Annotated in this window: 14 protein-coding genes; 11 read left to right on the top strand and 3 right to left on the bottom strand. The window is 71.9% G+C overall.

Annotated elements, in window-relative coordinates; genetic code table 11:
- Positions 1-132: 132 nt before the first annotated feature.
- The 9 genes from I2501_RS15725 to I2501_RS15685 all read left to right on the top strand — a co-directional run bounded on the left by I2501_RS15725 (position 133) and on the right by I2501_RS15685 (position 11,966).
- The gene (locus I2501_RS15725) at positions 133-1,359 is read left to right on the top strand and encodes a beta-ketoacyl-[acyl-carrier-protein] synthase family protein (protein ID WP_196194599.1); all 1,227 of its coding nucleotides are present in this window, start codon (positions 133-135) and stop codon (positions 1,357-1,359) included.
- Positions 1,360-1,591: 232 nt separating this feature from the next.
- Complete coding sequence (gene glnII / locus I2501_RS15720) at positions 1,592-2,617, top strand: glutamine synthetase (RefSeq protein ID WP_196194598.1); 1,026 nt, start codon at positions 1,592-1,594, stop codon at positions 2,615-2,617.
- Between the two features lie 321 nt (positions 2,618-2,938).
- The gene (gene murJ / locus I2501_RS15715) at positions 2,939-4,456 is read left to right on the top strand and encodes a murein biosynthesis integral membrane protein MurJ (RefSeq protein WP_236046503.1); all 1,518 of its coding nucleotides are present in this window, start codon (positions 2,939-2,941) and stop codon (positions 4,454-4,456) included.
- A gap of 63 nt (positions 4,457-4,519) precedes the next feature.
- The gene (locus tag I2501_RS15710) at positions 4,520-5,176 is read left to right on the top strand and encodes a hypothetical protein (protein ID WP_196194596.1); all 657 of its coding nucleotides are present in this window, start codon (positions 4,520-4,522) and stop codon (positions 5,174-5,176) included.
- An 87-nt stretch (positions 5,177-5,263) separates the two neighbouring features.
- Positions 5,264-6,199, top strand: a complete 936-nt coding sequence (locus I2501_RS15705) for an alpha/beta fold hydrolase (protein WP_196194595.1) — start codon at positions 5,264-5,266, stop codon at positions 6,197-6,199.
- A gap of 76 nt (positions 6,200-6,275) precedes the next feature.
- Positions 6,276-6,902 (top strand): dihydrofolate reductase family protein, encoded by a 627-nt coding sequence (locus tag I2501_RS15700; RefSeq protein WP_196194594.1) that lies wholly within the window; start codon positions 6,276-6,278, stop codon positions 6,900-6,902.
- A 292-nt stretch (positions 6,903-7,194) separates the two neighbouring features.
- Positions 7,195-8,907, top strand: a complete 1,713-nt coding sequence (locus tag I2501_RS15695) for a carbohydrate binding domain-containing protein (RefSeq protein ID WP_196194593.1) — start codon at positions 7,195-7,197, stop codon at positions 8,905-8,907.
- Between the two features lie 204 nt (positions 8,908-9,111).
- Positions 9,112-9,888 carry a hypothetical protein gene (locus I2501_RS15690; protein WP_196194592.1) on the top strand — a complete coding sequence of 259 codons (777 nt, stop codon included), beginning with the start codon at positions 9,112-9,114 and terminating at the stop codon, positions 9,886-9,888.
- A 233-nt stretch (positions 9,889-10,121) separates the two neighbouring features.
- Entirely contained in the window at positions 10,122-11,966 is a 1,845-nt protein-coding gene (locus I2501_RS15685; protein WP_196194591.1) for a carbohydrate-binding module family 20 domain-containing protein, read from the top strand.
- A 93-nt stretch (positions 11,967-12,059) separates the two neighbouring features.
- On the opposite strand, the gene I2501_RS15680 is transcribed toward I2501_RS15685, so the two are convergent.
- Positions 12,060-13,235, bottom strand: coding sequence for an FAD-dependent monooxygenase (locus I2501_RS15680; RefSeq protein ID WP_196194590.1), 1,176 nt, complete (start codon positions 13,233-13,235; stop codon positions 12,060-12,062).
- A 138-nt stretch (positions 13,236-13,373) separates the two neighbouring features.
- On the opposite strand from I2501_RS15680, the gene I2501_RS15675 reads away from it, so the two are divergent.
- The gene (locus I2501_RS15675; RefSeq protein WP_328806389.1) at positions 13,374-14,381 is read left to right on the top strand and encodes an Lrp/AsnC family transcriptional regulator; all 1,008 of its coding nucleotides are present in this window, start codon (positions 13,374-13,376) and stop codon (positions 14,379-14,381) included.
- Here the strand turns inward: I2501_RS15675 and I2501_RS15670 are convergent.
- Both I2501_RS15670 and I2501_RS15665 read right to left on the bottom strand, forming a co-directional pair.
- Positions 14,283-15,842, bottom strand: coding sequence for a carboxyl transferase domain-containing protein (locus tag I2501_RS15670; protein WP_328806388.1), 1,560 nt, complete (start codon positions 15,840-15,842; stop codon positions 14,283-14,285). The genes I2501_RS15675 and I2501_RS15670 overlap by 99 nt on opposite strands.
- Positions 15,839-17,065 carry a CaiB/BaiF CoA transferase family protein gene (locus tag I2501_RS15665; RefSeq protein ID WP_196194588.1) on the bottom strand — a complete coding sequence of 409 codons (1,227 nt, stop codon included), beginning with the start codon at positions 17,063-17,065 and terminating at the stop codon, positions 15,839-15,841. The genes I2501_RS15670 and I2501_RS15665 overlap by 4 nt, the downstream gene beginning before the upstream one ends.
- 159 nt (positions 17,066-17,224) lie before the next feature.
- Here I2501_RS15665 and I2501_RS15660 point away from each other — a divergent pair, with 159 nt between their 5' ends.
- Positions 17,225-18,652: an amidase gene (locus I2501_RS15660; protein ID WP_196194675.1), complete on the top strand. Its 1,428-nt coding sequence runs from the start codon at positions 17,225-17,227 to the stop codon at positions 18,650-18,652.
- The last annotated feature ends 128 nt before the right edge of the window (positions 18,653-18,780 follow it).

Below are 18,780 nucleotides of genomic sequence, written 5' to 3'. Positions count from 1 at the left end.
TAGGCAGACTCGCCGTACTACCGTGCCCACTTCTCCGCTGATGTCCGTGCCAGGCTGGGCATCAACGTCAGAGGGCAGCGTTCCACCGGTTCCGCCCTCTCGTAAGTTTCATACGAACAGGGGAGTGCGTCGATGGGACAGCACAGCGCGGACGTCGAGGTCGTCGTCACCGGCTTGGGCGCCAGCACACCGCTCGGCGGGGACGTGGCGTCGACGTGGGCCGCGATGCTCGCGGGCGAGTCCGGGGTGAGCGTGCTGGAGCAGGAGTGGGCGAAGGACCTGCCGGTGCGGATCGCCGCGCAGCTGGCCGTCGACCCGGCCCAGGTGCTGCCGCGCGTCGAGGCGCGCAAGCTCGACCGCTGCGAGCAGCTGGCGCTGGTGGCCGCGCGGGAGGCCTGGGCGGACGCCGGGCGGCCGGAGGTCGACGGCGAGCGGCTGGCCGTGGTGATCGGGACCGGGACCGGCGGCGCCGGATCGCTGCTCGCGCAGGACGACGTGCTGGAGCAGTACGGGGCGCGCAAGGTCTCCCCGTACGTGGTGCCGATGCTGATGGCCAACGGCCCGGCCGCCTGGGTCAGCATGGACCTCGGCGCGCGCGGGGGCGCGCGGACTCCGGTGAGCGCCTGTAGCTCGGGCGCGGAGGCGATCGCCATGGGCATGGACCTGATCCGCCTCGGCCGCGCCGACGTCGTGGTCGCGGGCGGGACGGAGGCGTGCGTCGCGGCGCTGCCGATGGCGGGCTTCGCGCAGATGACCGCGCTGTCCAAGCGGAACGACGAACCTGCCCTGGCCTCACGGCCGTTCGACACCGACCGCGACGGTTTCGTGCTCGGCGAGGGCGCGGTGCTAGTGGTGCTGGAGCGCGCGGACCGCGCGAAGGCACGCGGCGCGCGGGCGTACGCGCGGGTCGCGGGCGCCGGGATCACCTCCAGCGCCGAGCACATCACCGCCTCCGACGCGGACGGGCAGATGCGGGCGATGCGGCTGTCGCTGGCCGACGCCGGCGTCGCGCCGCAGGACGTCGGCATCGTGCACGCCCACGCCACCTCGACCCCGGCCGGGGACCTGGTCGAGGCGCAGGTCGTCGCGGACGTGCTGGGCACCCACCCGGTGGTGACGGCGACCAAGTCGATGACCGGTCACCTGCTGGGCGCGTCCGGGGCGCTCGGTGCGATGGTCACCGCGCTGGCGCTGCACGAGGGCCGGCTCCCGGCCATCCGCAACCTCGACCACCCGGACCCCGAGGTCAAGCTCGACCTGGTCGCGGGCGAGCCGCGGCACGGCGCGTGGCAGGCGGGGCTGGCCAACTCCTACGGCTTCGGCGGCCACAACGTGTCCCTGGTGTTCACGCGCGCGTGACCTGCGAGGTCGTCGCCGCGGGTACGGCGGCGACGGCACTCGGGGTGTGAACTGCACCACTCCCGGCCTGGTTAACATGCAGTTCACAAACGGGCAACGAGTGGGAAATTGCGTGCTGTGAGGCTCCTGATCCAACAGCCAAGGCCGTAACTCCCCAGCGCAGAGGAGCGACGCCGAGCGCCACAGCATCGTTCCCCCCACCCGTGCACGTTCACCTGCGAGGTCAGCGCCCGTGAGTTACAAGGCCGAGTACATCTGGATCGACGGCACCGAGCCGACCGCCGAGCTGCGCTCGAAGACCAAGGTTCTGGCCGACGGCGCCGAGCTCGGTGTCTGGGGCTTCGACGGTTCCAGCACCAACCAGGCCGAGGGCCACGCCTCCGACCGCGTGCTCAAGCCGGTCTTCTCCTGCCCGGACCCGATCCGCGGCGGCGACAACGTGCTGGTCCTGTGCGAGGTCTGGAACACCGACGGCACCCCGCACGAGACCAACCACCGCGCCCGTCTCTCGGCCGTCGCCGAGCAGTTCGCCGCGCAGGAGTCGATCTTCGGCATCGAGCAGGAGTACACCTTCCTGACCGAGGACGGCCGCCCGCTGGGCTTCCCCGAGGGCGGCTTCCCGGCCCCGCAGGGTCCGTACTACTGCGGCGTCGGCGCGGGCAAGGTCGTCGGCCGCGAGATCGTCGAGAAGCACCTGGACGCCTGCATCGAGGCCGGTCTGGCCATCTGCGGCATCAACGCCGAGGTCATGCCGGGTCAGTGGGAGTTCCAGATCGGCCCGGTCGGCCCGCTCGAGGTCTCCGACCACATGTGGGTCGCCCGCTGGCTGCTGCACCGCGTCGCCGAGGACTACGGCGTCGTCGTCTCCCTGGACGCCAAGCCGGCCAAGGGCGACTGGAACGGCGCGGGCGCGCACACCAACTTCTCCACCAAGGCCATGCGTGAGGGCTACGACGCCATCATCACCGCCTGCGAGGCGCTCGGCGCCAGCCAGGACATCGTGATGGAGCACGTCACCCAGTACGGCTCGGGTGTCGAGCAGCGCCTCACCGGCAAGCACGAGACGGCCCCGTGGAACGTCTACACCTACGGCGTCTCCGACCGCGGCGCGTCGGTGCGCATCCCGTGGCAGGTCGAGGTGGACAAGAAGGGCTACATCGAGGACCGCCGTCCGAACGCCAACGTCGACCCGTACGTGGTGACCCGTCTGCTGGTCAACACCTGCTGCGCCGCGCTGGAGAAGGCCGGTCAGGTCTGAGCCTCCTCGAAGGCCTGACGTCCTGATCTCCGGGTCGTGGTCGGCAGTCGCTCGTCGACGCGGCCCGGTGACACCGTTCCGCGCGCCCTCCGGTTCCCGTACCGGAGGGCGCGCGGTCGTTGTCGTTCTGCTACTAGGGTGTGCCGCATGCGTGATGGTGATGTGACGCAGGCGAGTTCGCAGGGTGGGTCGCGGGGTAGGGCGCGGGGCGGATCGCCGGGCGGGCGGCACGCGCGGCGTCGGGGGCCGTGGTACCGGCGGGTCTCGGTGCGGCCGTCCGTCTGGCTGGCGGCCGGGACGTTCGCCTCGCGGGGCAGCGGGATGGCCCGGCTGGTCCTGCAGGCGGCGGCGCTCGGCACGGCCTCGCTGGCCGGTGCCTACCAAACTGCCAACACCATGCCCACCAGCCTCTACACGCTGATGGTCGGCGGCGCGCTGAACTCGGTTCTGGTACCGCAGTTGGTGCGCGCCCGCGCCGAACACCCCGACGGGGGACGGGCGCACGAGCAGCGGCTGGTCACCATGGTGCTCAGCGTGCTGGCGCTCGGGACGGTCGCCGCCGTCGTGTTCGCGCCGCAGCTGGTCGCGCTCTACATGTCCAGCTCCGCCCCGACGTTCGGGCTGACGGTGCTCTTCGCGCGGCTGCTGCTGCCGCAGATCTTCTTCTACGGCTGCTTCTTCATGTTCGGTCAGGTGCTCAACGCCCGAGGGCGGTTGGGCGCGATGGGCTGGGCCCCGGTGCTCAACAACGTGGTGCTGATCGGGCTGTTCGGCTTCTGCCTCCAGTTCGGCTCGACGGCGCGCACCGGCCGGATCCCCGGGTGGGAGGTGCTGCTGCTCGGCGCCGTCACCACGGCCGGGATCGCGGTCCAGGCCGCCTGCCTGGTCCTCGCGTCGGTCCGCAGCGGCTTCGGCTGGCGGCCGAGGTTCGACTGGCGCGGCAGCGGACTGCGGGGCAGCCTGGTCGCCGCGCGCTGGACGCTGCTCTTCGTCCTGGTCAACCAGGTCGCGCTGGCGGTGGTGACGCGTTACGCGAACGCCGCCGACGCCCAACTGCGCAACGCGGGCGCGGGGAACAGCGCGTACTTCTTCGCGCAGAACATCTGGATGCTGCCGCAGTCGATCGTCACCGTCTCGCTGGTCACGGCCGTACTGCCGCGGATGACGCGCGCCGTCTCCGAGCACCGCCTGGACGACGTCCGCGAGGACCTCTCGCGCGGCCTGCGGCTCACCGGGCTGCTCATCGTGCCGGCGGCCTTCTTCTTCCTGGTCTTCGGGCCGGAGATCGCGGTGGTCATGTTCGCCCACGGCAACGGCACGGCGGGCACGGCGGCCCCGCTGGGCGAGATGCTGCGCGCCTTCGCGCTCGGCCTGATCCCGTTCTCCGCCCAGTACTTGCTGCTGCGCGGCTTCTACGCCTTCGACGACACGCGCACGCCGTTCTGGATGGCGCTGTGGATCTCCGTCGCCGACATCGTCCTGGCGACCGCCTGTCACCTGTGGCTGCCGCCGCGTTGGGCGGTCACCGGCATGGCTGCGGCCTACGCGGTGTCGTACCTGTTCGGCATGGTGGTCACGGCGGTCCGACTGCGGCGCCGGCTGGAGCGCCGCCTCGACGGGAAGCGCCTGGTGCGCACCTACGGCAAGCTCGTCGTGGCGGCGGGCGCGGCCGGCGCGGTCGGGTGGGGCGCGGCGCACGTGCTCCAGGGGCCGGTGCTGCTGGGGTTGGTGGCGGGCGGAGCGGCGATGGCGCTGTCCTTCGTCGTGCTCGGGAAGGCGTTGCGGATACGGGAGTTCGCCGGTCTGCGGGCGCTGCGAGCGATGCGCGCGGCGGCCTGACGTCACGTCAGGAACCGTTGTGCCTCCTGCTTCGTCCTACGGGCACGATGCGAGGGGGCGAGGATGGCGCGAAGACCTGGCGGCAGACGGCGACTGAGGCTCAAGCTGTGGCAGGAGGCACTGGCGCTCGCGGTGGTCGTAGCGGCTGTGCTGTGGGGGATCCACGCGAGTGGCTGGCTCAACGGCAACGTGACGCAGACGCAGGACCCGTCGGCTGTCGCGGCGGCCCTGACGGCGGTACGCACGGGCCGGTGCCCCGCCGAGCCGCCGAAGGACCAGGCCACCGACGTGTACGGGACGGGGGACGTACTCGAACCGCTGACGGCGAACCGGCTGTTGCTCTGCGGCTACGCGTACTGGGCCTCGAACGGGACGCGGACGGTGCAGCGGACGTCGCGGGTGATCACGGACCAGGCGACGATCAACGGCTTCCGCAGTGCGCTCAACGCCCTGCCGACGCCGCCGGGAGGGACCTACGAGTGCCCGAACGACACCGGGTCGGCGGCGCTGGAGATCTTCACGGACGGCGGCCACGAGGTGGAGCTGCTCCAGGCCGTGACCGGGTGCCAGTCGGTCACCAACGGCGTGCGCGAGGGCTGGGTGGGCACGTCCCAGGTCGGTGGCGAGCTGATAAGACTGCTACCGCCCAGCTTCTGCACGGATGCCTGGCGGGACTCCTGTTCCTGGCTGAGTCAGGGCTCCCGAACCCCTCAGCCTTAGCGGCAAAACCCGGAGGCGCTGCGGGCTGCCCGTGGCTACGCTCCCGGGTGACGGTCGTCGGTGGGGGAGCGAAGGGCGGGGAGCCGGATGAAGCACAGCGGCAGCATGCGAGCGCGGGTCGGGGTTGCAGTCGCGGCGGCGACGGCGGTGGTGACGGCTCTGTGCGGAACAGGGGTCGCGGCAGCGGCACCGGTGTCCGCCCCGGCGCCTGCGAGCGGGATCGTGGGCGCGCCGACGTTGATCGCGCACACCAGGGACGGCGACGTCGGCTACCGCGAGGTCGGCGCGGGGAGCCCGATCCTGCTGGTGACGGGACACGGCGCCTCGATGGACGCCTGGGCGCCCGCGTTCGTGGACGCGTTGGCCGCGCACCACACCGTGGTCGTCTTCGACAACGCGGGCGTGGGACAGACCAGCGCGCTGCCGGGCACGATGACGGTTCCCGCGATGGCCGAGCAGACCAGCGCGTTGATCTCCGCGCTCCGGCTGCACCGGCCCACCGTGCTCGGGTGGTCGCTGGGCGGGATGGTGGCGCAGGCGCTGGCGGTACGGCATCCGGGCCAGGTGGGGCGGTTGGTGCTGGCCTCCACCCAGGCCGGGACGGGCCAGGCCCTGCCGATCCCGCCCGCCGCTGCCGCGGCGCTCGACAGCCCGGACCCGGCGGTCCGGCTGTCCGTCCTGTTCCCGTCCGACCAGCTCGCGGCCGCGTACGCGTACGCCAAGGGGATCAGTCAGTACCCGGGCTTCTACGGCGTCTCCGACGCGGTGCGGGCCGAGCAGGCCACCGCCCTCCAGCAGTGGATGGCCGGCGCGGACCGGGAGGGCCGGGAGCTGGGGCGGATCCATGTGCCGGTCCTGGTCGCTGACGGTGCGTCGGACGCCCTGGACCCGGCGGGCAACGCCGTGATCCTGGCCGACGGCCTGCGCTGCGCCGACGTCCTGATGTACCCCGACGCGGGGCACGCCTTCCTTTTCCAGGACGCGGAGCAGTTCGCCGCGACGGTCGACGCGTTCGCCTCGTAGGCACCGAAGCAGCGGTGAGGAACGGACATTTCGGTAGAGTCCGCGGGAGGCGTACCACTCCCGCGGAGGCATGGCGATGCGAAAGATCACGGCAGGGCTGTTCATCTCGCTCGACGGTGTCGTGGAGGCTCCCAACGAGTGGCACTTCCCGTACTACAACGACGAGATGGGCGCAGCCGTGGGTGCCCAGCTGGCGGGCGCGGACACGATCCTGTTCGGGCGCAGGACGTACGACAGCTTCGCCGGGGCGTGGCCGGAGCGCGAGCAGGCGGGTGGCGAGGACGCCGGGTTCGCCAAGGCGTTGGGGGACATGCGGAAGATCGTGGTCTCGAAGCAGCCGCTGACCTTCAGCTGGCGCAACTCCGAGCAGCTCGAAGGCGACCTGGTCGCCACCGTGACCGCGCTGAAGGGCGAGCCCGGCGGGGACATCGGGTTGAGCGGTTCGGTCTCCGTCGTGCGTCAGCTGCTGGCGGCAGGGTTGCTCGACGAGCTGCACCTGCTGGTGCACCCGATCGCGCTGGGCAAGGGCATGCGGCTGTTCGGTGAGTCCGGCGAAGGAGAGAAGCCGATCCCGCTGCGACTGCTCTCCTCCGCGGCCTTCAGCACCGGCGTGCTCAACCTCGTCTACGGCCCGGCCGAGGCCCCCGGCGACGCGGGTTACGAGGACGCGAAGCAGCATCTCGCGCAGAAGCCCGGCGAGTGACTCTGACCCGCCAACTCCCCGTCGGCCACTGAATTTCCCGGCCGGGACCCGGTACCGGTCGGGTACGGATCGGGCGGTCGTCGGCGGAAGGTGGACTAGTCCTGTCGCTGCGGCGGCAATTTGGTCTAGTCCTATTGACGCAGCCTCACGGAGGTTGTTTGGTAGTGCTCACGCCAGGCCTGCGTGGCAACACCCCCCACATCTCCGTTCCCGACGCACGCCGAGTCCGTCGGTGCCGACGCCCCACATCGTCGGTGCCGTCGCGTCGGGCACCCCCGAAGGGACTTGTGTCATGCACTTGGCAAGATTTACCGCCTCGGCAGGCGCGCTGGCGCTCGCCGTCGCCGGGATGGTCGGGGCCTTCGCGCCCACGGCGAGTACCGCGGCGACGAGTGTCTACTCGGTCGCTCCCTATGTCGACATGTCGAACGGTCAGGAGGGCATGCTCGACACGGCCGTCACCGGGCACGGGCTGAAGGCCTACACCGCGGCCTTCGTGCTGGGCGAGGGCTGCAACCAGATCTGGGGCGACACGCTTCCGATCGGCGCGGACTCCTACACCGACCCCGAGATCGCCAAGGCCAAGTCCGAGGGCGCGTCGGTGATCATCTCGTCCGGCGGCGCCAGCGGTGAGCCGCTCGCCTGGACCTGCACGACGCAGAGCAGCATCGACGCCGGCTACCAGGCGATCATCAACGACTACGGCGTCACCCAGCTCGACTTCGACGTCGAGGGCGCCGCCGTCGCCGACACCGCGTCCGCCGCGCGGCAGATGCAGGCGATGAAGGACCTCAAGGCGACCAACCCCAACCTGCAGTTCTCGATGACCCTGCCGGTCCTCCCCAGCGGGCTGACCCAGGACGGCGTCAACATCCTGCAGGCCGCCAAGAACGTGGGCATCAAGATCGACGTGGTCAACGTCATGGCCATGGACTACTACGCGGGCACCGGCGAGGAGATGGGCCAGGCGGCGATCTCCGCCGCGCAGTCCACGCTCGCGCAGATGCAGGCGGTCGACCCGTCCTACACCTACGCCAACCTCGGCATCACGCCGATGATCGGCAAGAACGACGACGGCTCGACCTTCACCCTCGCCGACGCGCAGACGGTGGAGAGCTTCGCCGCGCAGCACGGCGTGGGGCGGTTGGCGTTCTGGTCGGTGGACCGGGACCAGGCGTGCAGCGGCAGTGCCAACTCGCTGCCCACCTGCAGTGAGATCAGCCAGAACCCGCTGGCGTTCACGGACGCGTTCGTGCCCTACGAGGGCACCTCGGGCGGCGGCGGTGGCGGGACCAGCAGTGACTTCTCGCTGGCGCTCTCGCCCTCGTCCGCGTCGGTCGCCCAGGGCGGCAGCGGGACGGCGGCCGTGAACACGGCGGTGACGGTGGGCAGCGCGGAGTCGGTGAGCCTGTCGGCGAGCGGCGCTCCGTCCGGCGTGAGCGTGTCGTTCAGCCCGAGCTCGGTCACCTCCGGCGGCAGCGCGACGCTGACGGCGACGGTCGGGTCCTCGGTCGCGGCGGGCAGCTACCCGATCACGGTCACCGGGACCGCGTCCAGCGGCAGCCACACCGCGACGTACGACCTGACGGTGACCGGCAGCGGTGGCGGCGGCGGGACCGGCGGCGGATCGCTGGTCAACGCGGGCTTCGAGTCGGGCAGTCTGAGCCCGTGGACCTGCCAGTCCGGCAGCGGCGTCGTCACCAGCCCGGTCCACTCCGGCAGTTACGCGCTCCAGGTCACCCCGACCTCGTCCGCCACCGGCGAGTGCGACCAGACGGTGACGCTCAAGCCCAACACCAGCTACACGCTGTCGGGTTGGGTCCAGGGCAGCTACGCCTACGTCGGTGTCAGCGGTGGGGCAAGCGCGTCGACCTGGTCCAGCAACAGTGGCTGGAACCAGCTGACGGTGCCATTCACCACCGGGAGCAGCGGGACGGTCACCGTCTTCGTCCACGGCTGGTACGGGCAGGGCAACGTCTTCGCGGACGACTTCAACCTCAGCTGAGCGGCGCTCGGGCCGGCGATCAGGCCGGCGGCTGAGCAGGCGGTCGAGCAGGTGGCGTGTCCCCCGACGGGGCGTCACCTGCTCGGTCGCTCTGCGTGGCGGGGCGGATGCGCTGCGCATAGCGTGACTGCTGCCAGAACGTCAGGTGGGGGGCAGAGTCGAGGAGATCGTACGTTGTTCCGTTCCGTCCTCAGGTCGGCCCCGGTGGCCCTGACCGCTCTCTCAGCGCTCGCCTTCGCCGGCGCGCCCGCCGCCCATGCCGTGCCGCACCATGTCGTCCCGAACGGCGCCACCACGGTGGTCTGCCACGGCGGTGACATTGCCCCTGGTTACTACTACGAGCTGGTGGTCGACGGCACCTGTACCATCCCGAGCGGCAAGGTGACCGTGGAGACCCAGCTCTACGTCACGCCGCACTCCGTACTCGACGCGATCACCGGCGCCACCGTCCACGTCAAGGGCAACGTCCAGGTGGACCGGGGTGCGGCGCTGGGGCTGGGCTGCTCCCCGCACGCCAACTGCAGCACCACCACCGACGACGTGGTCGGCGGCAACATCAACAGCGACCACGCGCTCGCGGTGATCCTGCACTCCGACACCGTCAAGGGCGACATCACCACGCTGAACGACGGAGCGGGTGTCAACTGCGCCCCCCAGCCCTCGCTGGCCGTCTTCGCGACGCTCGCCAACAACGGCGTGCCGACCCCGGCCTACGACGACTTCGAGGACAACAACGTCGGCGGCTACATCACCAGCAGCCACCTACGCTCGTGCTACATGGCCACCAGCCGCAACCACGTCGGCACCAACATCCTCGTCGCCGACGACAAGGTCGCGGACCCGGACGGCAACGCGGTCGGCTCCAACACCGTCAACGGCGACCTCGGCTGCTACCACAACACGCCCGCGCCGCACTTCGGCACGTCCACCGGGCCGAACGACGTCAGGGGCCTCAAGCTCGGGCAGGGCTCTGCGCTCTGACCCACTGTGGGCCCGGTCGGCCGCCGCCGGGGACCGCCCCCCGGGGGGGGGGGCCGGCCCGCGGCGTTTCTGCCTGGCAAGCTCCCCGCAAGGGCTTGCCGGAACTTGCCGAAATATTTTGCACAGAGTTATTGACGCGGTCATCAGGGCCGCGAGAGGGTCTGCTACGCGGCAGGGCGGCCCGCGGGGCCCGGTGCCGCGACCCCCACCCCCTGGCTCCGGAGAGAGGGCCCATGAGGAAGCGCATCCACATCAGACGCCGCACCCCATCGCCCGGCAGCACCACCCCACCGTCCGGCGGTACGGCCCGCTGGGTCGCCGTCGGCGTGCTCGTCGCCGCAGCCGTGGTCGTGCCGTTGACCACGCAGGCGCAGCCCGCCCGGGCCGCGACCGGGCCGGACGGCGGCGACGTCATCGCGAACCTCTTCGAGTGGAACTGGAACTCCGTCGCCAACGAGTGCACCAGCGAGCTCGGCCCGAAGGGCTACGGGGCGGTCGAGGTCGCCCCGCCGCAGGACTCGATCCGGCTCTCGGGCACCCACCCGTGGTGGGAGGTCTACCAGCCGATCGGCTACGACCTCAACAGCCGGATGGGCAACGCCGCGCAGTTCGCCGCCATGGTCACCACCTGCCACAACGCGGGCGTCAAGGTCTACGCGGACGCCGTGCTCAACCACATGGCGGGCAACAACAACACCAGCACCGACTCCTACGGCGGCGACACCTTCAACTCGTCGACGGAGAGCTACTCCCAGCCCGGCTACACCTCGGCCGACTTCCACCAGTACCCGGGCAACTGCCCCAACTCGGACCTCTCCATCCAGGACTGGAACAACCAGACCCAGGTGCAGGACTGCGACCTGTCCAACCTGGAGGACCTGGCCACCGAGACCACCCACGTCCGGCAGACCGAGGCGGGCTACCTCAACAGCCTGATCGCCGACGGCGTGGACGGATTCCGGATGGACGCGGCCAAGCACATCGCCCAGGCCGACATGGCCGCGATCCTGGCCCAGGTGAACAACACCACCTGGACGAACCAGCGCCCGTACGTCTACCAGGAGGTGATCCCGGGCAGCACCAACAGCGCGCTGCAGCCGGCCGCCTTCGAGTCCAACGGCAGCGTCATCGAGTTCACCTACGCCCAGGACCTCAAGACGCAGTTCACCGGCGACATCGCCAACTTGAAGACGTTCGGGCAGAGTTGGGGTCTTGAGCCGCCGAGCGCGTCGACGTCGATGGTGACCAACCACGACACCGAGCGCAACGGCAGCACGCTCAACTACAAGTCCGGCGCGAGCTACATCCTGGCCAACCTCTTCGAGCTGGCCTGGGGTTACGACGTCCCGCAGGTCTACGCCAGCTTCGACTGGACCAACAGCGACGACTCCCCGCCCGCCGACGCCAACGGCTATGTCACGGACACCGACTGTTCCAACGGTTGGTTCTGCACCGACCGCAACCAGGGCGTCGCCAACATGGTCGGCTGGCACAACGCAGTCGCCGGTCAGCCGGTCGCCAACTGGTACGACGACGGTTCCAACCTGATCGCCTTCAGCCGGGGCGACCGCGGATGGATCGCCGTCAACAACGAGTCGGCGGCCAAGACCATCACCGTGGCCACCGGCCTTCCGGCGGGCAACTACTGCGACGTCATCCACGGTGACCTGACGCCGTCGACGGGCGCGTGCACGGGCTCGACCGTCGTGGTCGCCACCAACGGGACCGCCACCGTCACCGTCCCGGCGGACGACGCGGTCGCGCTCTACCTGCCGACGGCCGCGTCCGGCACGGTCGGTGAGAGTTTCAACGTCAACGAGACCACGACCTACGGGCAGAACGTCTTCCTGGTCGGCTCGATCCCGGCGCTGGGCAACTGGGACACCTCGCAGGCGATCCCGCTCTCCTCGTCGGGCTACCCGGTGTGGAGCGGCACGGTCAGCCTGCCCGCCAACACCTCGATCCAGTACAAGTACATCATCAAGAACCCCGACGGCTCGATCACCTGGGAGCCGGGCAACAACCACTCGTTCACCACGGGTGGTTCGGGCAGCGGGACGCTGAACGACAGCTGGTGACCGGCAGGTTGTGACAACCCGGCAGTTCTGGTGACTCCGAGGGCCGACCCCGCAGGCAGCGTGGGTCGGCCCTCGGGCTGTGTTGACGCTGCGTCAGATCACGTCCGGCGCGGCCTGGAGCGGCGTGTTCCAGTCCAGGGTCCGCTGCACGTCCTCGTCCACCCGCGTCGAGGGACGCTCGCGCCGGGTGGTGTCCGGCGAGACGGCGGTGGTGCGGGAAGCGGTCAGCTGGGCGCTGTTCGTCATGTTCTGCTCGGCGCGCGGCCTGCGGTGCGCCTCGTAGGAGACGAGCGCGGCGTCCGTCGACGCGCTGTCCCGCAGCGCCTTCGCCAGCACCACGGCGTCCTCCAGCGCCATCGACGCGCCCTGGCCGGTCGCGGGCGAGGCCGCGTGCGCGGCGTCGCCGATCAGGACCGTGCGCCGACCGCGCCATGGCAGGCCCGGGGTGAGGTGCATGGCGTTCGTCGCCATCAGGATCTCGGTCGTCGCCGCCACGATGTCGGCGGTGGGTGTGCTGTCCGGGCGCAGCAGCGGCAGCAGGCGCTCGCGCCACTCGGCGGGCTTCGTGCCCGCGATCTCCTCCGCCGTCAGCGCCGGTCCGGGAACCCGCGCGAACCAGTACGTCTGCCCGGCGGGCGACACCGCGTAGCCGAACGCCGTGCCGCTGCCCCGGACCATGGTGATCCGCCCGTCGGTGTGCGGGGGCCGGGCCTCGGTCGTGTAGCCGTAGAAGACCGCCTGGCCCGCGTACTCCGGGCGGGCGTCGGAGACCAGCTGCGAGCGGACGACGGAGTGCAGCCCGTCCGCGCCGACCAGCAACTCGCCCTCCGCCGACGAGCCGTCCGCGAAGCGCGCGGTGACGCCGTCGTCCGTGTCGTCGACGCCGACCAGCCGCGCGGCGTGCCGGATCGTGATGCCGCGCCGCGTAAGCTCGCGCTGGAGGGCGGCGGCCAGCTCGGCGCGGCGCAGGCAGCGGAACCGGGTGAGCGGATGCTCCACGTCCCCGAGCGGCACCGAGGCGAGCTCGGCGCCCTCCGCGTCCAGCACGTTCATCGCGGTCAGCTCGAAACCCTCGGCGGCCACCGCCTCGGCCGCGTCGAACTGCGCCAGCGCCTGCATGCCGTTGCTGGCCAGCGTCAGGAAGGCCCCGATGTCCGCGCCGCTCACCGGATGCGCCTCGTGGACCGTCACCTCGAACCCGGCCTTGTGCAGCGCCAACGCCGCCGCCGAACCGGCGATACCCCCGCCGACCACGATGATCCCGCTCAACTGCGCCCCCGTTTCGTCGTCTTGACGGCCCTGACGGCCGAGTCTAGACGGCCGGTGGGCGGACCCGCCGTCGTCCGGGCGCGACTCGGGCGTGACCGGGCGAGGCCACCGGTCACCGCCACTGGCTACTGTGTGAGGGTGACAGCGACGGAAGAGGGCCTGGACGCGCTGGACCGGCGCATCGTCGCCGCGTTGCAGGTCGACGGACGGGCCTCGTGGCGGCGGATCGCCGCCGTGCTCGGCGAGGGTGAGCGGACGGTCGCCCGGCGCGGCCTGCGGCTGCTCGAAAGCGGGCAGGTCGTGGTGACCGGGCTGATCACCCAGGGCGAGACGGCCATCGTGCGGCTGAACTGCCGCCCGGGAACGGTCCGGGACGCCGCCGTGGCCGTCGCGGAGTGGGACGACACGATCTTCAGCTACGCCGTCGCCGGACCGCTCGACTGCGTGGCGGAGGTGCAGTGCCCGCCCGGTCGGCTCGGCAACCTGATGCTGGACCGGATCCCGGCACTGCCCGGCGTCGTCTCGCAGCACGTCTCGCCGGTGCTGCGCTACTTCCGGACCGTGCACGAGTGGCGTCCCGGCCTGCTGACCCCGGCCGAGGAGGCCGAGCTGGACGGCGGCAGCCAGGTCCCGGACCGCGTGGACCCGCCGGACGTCGAGGTCGGCCCGGACGAGTGGCGGCTGCTCCAGGCGCTGGCCGAGGACGGCCGCCGCACCCATGAGGAGTTGGCGGCCGTCGCGGGCATGTCCGAGGCCACGGTCAGGCGCAGGCTGGAGACCTTCACCCGGCGCGGCGTGGTGAGCGTGCGGGCCTCCGTCGAGCCGGCCCTGCTCGGCCTGCCGGTCGAGGCCCTGCTGTGGATCCGGACCAGGCCGGACCAGGTCGAGCCGGTCGGCGCGATGCTGGTCGAGTCGCCGCTGGTTCGCTACTGCGCCGCCGTGATGGGCGAGCACCAACTGCTGGTGGACGTCACGCAGCCGTCCAAGCAGGCCCTCCAGGAGTTCCTCACCGCCTCGCCCTGGGTCCACCGCGTCGAGGCGATCCAGTCACACCTCGTCGTCGAGGCGTACAAGCGCAGCGCTGCGGCGACCCCGCTGCTCCGCGAGACGCACCACGGCGTCGGCGGAGCCGGCCACCGGCCCTGACCGGGCACGGAGCGCGGCGAGCTCGCCGCTCACGGCGGCGCTGACGGCGCGGATCAGAGCTGACGGCGTGTCGGGTTCGGCGACGATCCGGTCGACCGTCCCGGCGCGCAGCAGGTCGTGGGCTCCGATGTGCTGCGCGCGGGCGAGGTCGGCCGCTCTGTCAGTGGTGCGGTGCAGGATGGCGGAAGCACCCTCGGGAGGCAGGGGTGCGAGCCACGCGTGCTGCGTGGCGAGGACGCGGTCGGCGGGAAGGAGGGCGAGCGCCGCGCCGCCGGTGCCCTGGCCGAGGAGGAGGCTGAGGGTGGGGACGGGCAGCGTGACCAACTGCTGGAGGCTGCGGGCGATCTCTCCGGCGAGGGCCGCTTCTTCGTGCTCCGGGCCGAGTTGGGCGCCTGCGGTGTCGATGACGGTGAGCAGCGGAAGGCCGAGCTCGGCGGCCAGGCGCATGCCTCGCTGGGCGGTGCGCAGCCCGGCGGGGGTGATCTCGGTGCCGTGCTGACGGGCTTGGGCGCGGTCGTGGCCGATGACGACGCAGGGCGTGGCGTCGAAGCGGGCCAGCGCGAGGGTGAGGGTGTCGTCGCGCTCGCCCGCGCCGGTGCCGTGGAGGGGGACGAGGGAGTCGGCGGTCGCCAGCAGGTCGGCGAGGCCCGGGCGGTCGGCGGCCCGGGTGAGGGTGACGGACTGCCAGACGTCCTCGGCGGGCTGGTCTGAAGGCTGGTCGGCGTGCGTCCCGGCGGACGCCTCGGCGGACGGCTCGGCGGGTGTCTCGGCCGTGCCCGGGGTGAGGATGCGCAGGATGTCCCCGGTCCGCGCGCGGAGCTGGTCGGTGGTGAGGACGGCGTCGACGATGCCGTGGTGGTCGAGGTTCTCGGCGGTCTGGACGCCCTCCGGGAACTCGCGGCCGTAGAGCGCCTGGTAGACGCGCGGGCCGAGGAAGCCCACCAGGGCCCGGGGTTCGGCGGTGGTGGTGTGGCCGAGCGAGCCCCAGGACGCGAGCACGCCGCCGGTCGTGGGGTGGCGGAGATGGACGAGGTAGGGGAGCCCCGCGGCCTTGTGGGCGGCGAGGGCGCTGACGATGGGGACCATCCCGACGAAGGCGGGCGTGCCCTCCTGCATCCGGGTGCCGCCGGTGGCGGGGCAGGCGAGCAGCGGCAGGCCCTCCGCGGTGGCGCGGTCGACGGCGCGCAGCAGCCGGTCGGCCGCGGCGACGCCGACGGACCCGGCGAGGAACCCGAACTCGCCGACTATCACCGCGATCCGTCGGCCGTGGATGCGGCCCTCGCCGGTGAGGACGGCCTCGTCCGCGCCGCCGCTGCGCTCGCGTGCTCGGGCGAGGTCGTCGGCGTAGGGGCCGTGGGTGGGGTTGCCGCGTGGCGGGGTGTCCCAGCACGTCCAGCTGCCGTCGTCCAGCAGCTGCCGTGCGAACTGCAACGACGCGGGCGTGGTGCGGGCGGTCGTCACTTCGAGCTCCCCAGGGTCGACGCGAGTGCCGTGTCACGGTCTGCCGCCTCCGTGGCCGCGAGCCAGGCGCGGACCGAGGCGTCGTGCTCGCCGAGGGTGGGCGGCGCCTGGTGGACCGCAGCCTCGTCGGCCTCCTCGTCGAAGGACCACGGCGTACCGGGCAGGCTGATCGTACCGAGCGTGCTGTGCTCGACGTCGATCACCAGTCCCTGCTGGCGCGTCTGTTCCCACTGGTAGACCTCGTCGATGCCGCGCACCCGCCCGGCGGGTATCCCGGCCGCGTCGAGCCGTTCCAGCCAGCGGGCGGCGCTGTCGGTCGCGAAGACGCCTTCCAGCAGCGCGGCCAGCTCCTGACGGTGCGTCACCCTGTTCGCGTTGCTGGCGAACCGGGCGTCGTCCGGGTCCAGGCCGGTGACCTGGGCGACGGCACGCCAGAGCGACTCGCTGCCCGCCGCCAGCTGGATGTCGCCGTCCGCGCAGCGGAAGAGGCCGTAGGGCGCGATCGACGGGTGCTGGTTGCCGGTCGCGCGCGGGACCTCGCCCGCCACGGTCCAGCGGGTGCCCTGGAAGCTGTGGATCCCGATGAGGGAGGAGAGCAGCGAGGTCCGCACGACCCGACCGCGCCCGGTGGACTCGCGTTCCAGCAGCGCGGCCAGCACCGCCGTCGCGCCGAAGATCCCGGCCAGCAGGTCGGCGATCGGGGTGCCGACCTTGGCGGGGGCGCCGGGCTCGCCGGTCAGGCTCATCAACCCGGCCTCGCCCTGGGCGATCTGGTCGTACCCGGCCCGGCCGCCCTCGGGGCCGTCGTGGCCGAAGCCGCTGATCGAGAGCACCACCAGCGCCGGGTTGAGCTCGTGCAGCCGCTCGACCGGGAAGCCGAGCCGGTCCAGCACGCCGGGCCGGAAGTTCTCCACCAGCACGTCGGCGCGCCGCACCAGACGGGTGATCAGATCCCGCCCGGCCTCGGACTTGAGGTCGGCGGTCACCGACTCCTTGTTGCGGTTGCAGGAGAGGAAGTACGTCGACTCGCGGGCGTCCTCGGGGCCGACGAACGGCGGGCCCCAGCCACGGGTGTCGTCGCCCCGGCCCGGGGCCTCGATCTTGATCACGCGGGCGCCGAGGTCGCCGAGCATCATCGCGGCGTGCGGTCCGGCCAGCGCGCGGGACAGGTCGAGCACGAGCCGTCCGGCGAGTGGGCCCCGGGGGCGGGGGTGGTGCGTCATGGATTTGCTCCTGTTGGCCAGAAGTGGGGGATCGCTCATAAGAATGACTAGAAACGTCATTTTGAGCAATCTATTGACGAGATTCGTCTCAGCCCACAGGATGGGCGAACCTGAGGAACAACCGTGACCCAGGTCACCCTCCGCCGCCCCGAGGACTCCATGAACGAGCCGCTCCACTACACCGACGCCACCGCGCTCGCCGCCCTGATCCGGCGTCGCGAGCTCTCCAGCCGGGAGGTGGTCCAGGCCCATCTCGACCGGATCGACCAGGTCAACGCCCGGATCAACGCGATCGTCACGCTCGACCCGGAGGGCGCGCTCGCCGCCGCCCGCGCCGCAGACGACCGGCTCGCGCGCGGGCTTCCGGTCGGCCCGCTGCACGGGCTGCCGATCGCGTTCAAGGACACCCACCTCACCCGCGGCATGCGGACGACCCACGGGTCGCCGCTCTTCGCCGACCACGTCCCCGACGAGGACGAGCTGCTGGTGGAGCGGATCCAGACGGCGGGAGCGATCCGGATCGGCAAGACCAACGTGCCGGAGTTCGCGGCCGGTTCGCACACCTTCAACACCGTCTTCGGCGCCACCCGCAACCCCTACGACCCCGCCCTCTCCGCGGGCGGCAGCAGCGGCGGTGCGGCCGCCGCGCTCGCCGCCGGGCTGCAGCCGCTCGCGGACGGCAGCGACATGGGCGGCTCGCTGCGCAACCCCGCGTCCTTCTGCAACGTCGTCGGCTTCCGCCCGACCCCGGGCCGGGTGCCGTCGTACCCGTCGGCGCACGTCTGGGAGACGCTCGCCGTGGCGGGCCCGATGGCGAGAACCGTCACCGACGTCGCGCTGCTGCTCTCGGTCATGGCCGGCCCCGATCCACGCTGCCCGACCAGCCTGGAGGCGCCGGGGGAGGCGTTCCGCACGCTGGGGGAGCCCGACCTCTCCGGCCTGCGGATCGCCTGGGCGCCCGACCTCGGCGGCACCGTCGACGTCGAGCCCGAGGTGCTCGCCGTCCTGGAAGCGCAGCTCAAGGTCTTCGAGGAGCTCGGCGCGCGCGTCGAACCCGCCTGCCCGGACCTGCGCGCCGCCCACGGCGTCTTCCGGACGCTGCGCGCCCACGAGTTCGACCTCGCCCTCGGCGATCTGCTGGACCGTCACCGCGACGCGCTCAAGTCCAGCGTGGTCTGGAACATCGAGGAGGGCCGTGGCCTGACCGGCACCGACGTCGCCCGCGCGACCGCCGCCCGTACCCGGCTGCACCTGGAGGCGACCGCCTTCTTCCAGCGGTACGACCTGCTGCTCGCCCCGGTCAGCCAGGTGCTGCCGTTCCCGGTGGAGTGGGAGTACCCGGCCGTCGTCGCGGGACGTCCGCAGCACACCTACCTGGACTGGATGCGCTCGGCGTACGTCATCAGCGTGCTCGGCACGCCCGCGCTCTCCGTGCCCGCCGGGTTCTCCGCCAACGGCCTGCCCGTCGGCCTGCAAATCGTCGGCCCGGCCCGCGCCGACCTGGCGGTCCTGCGCGCCGGCCACGCCTTCGAGTCCGCCACCCGGCACCACCTCCGGCGCCCGACCTTCGCCACGCCGCCCTCCTGAGTCACCCCCTCTTCCCGGGCCACCCCCTCTTCCTGAGTCACCCCCTCTTCCTGAGTCACCCCCACTTCCCGGGCCACCCCCTCTTCCTGAGTCACCCCCACTTCCTGAGTCACCCCCACCCCTGACCG

It is taken from the genome of Streptacidiphilus fuscans (assembly GCF_015690355.1).
In the GTDB taxonomy this organism is placed as follows: domain Bacteria; phylum Actinomycetota; class Actinomycetes; order Streptomycetales; family Streptomycetaceae; genus Streptacidiphilus; species Streptacidiphilus fuscans.
The sequence above is the reverse complement of the archived record's forward strand: the minus strand, read 5'-3'. Positions and strand labels throughout refer to the sequence as shown.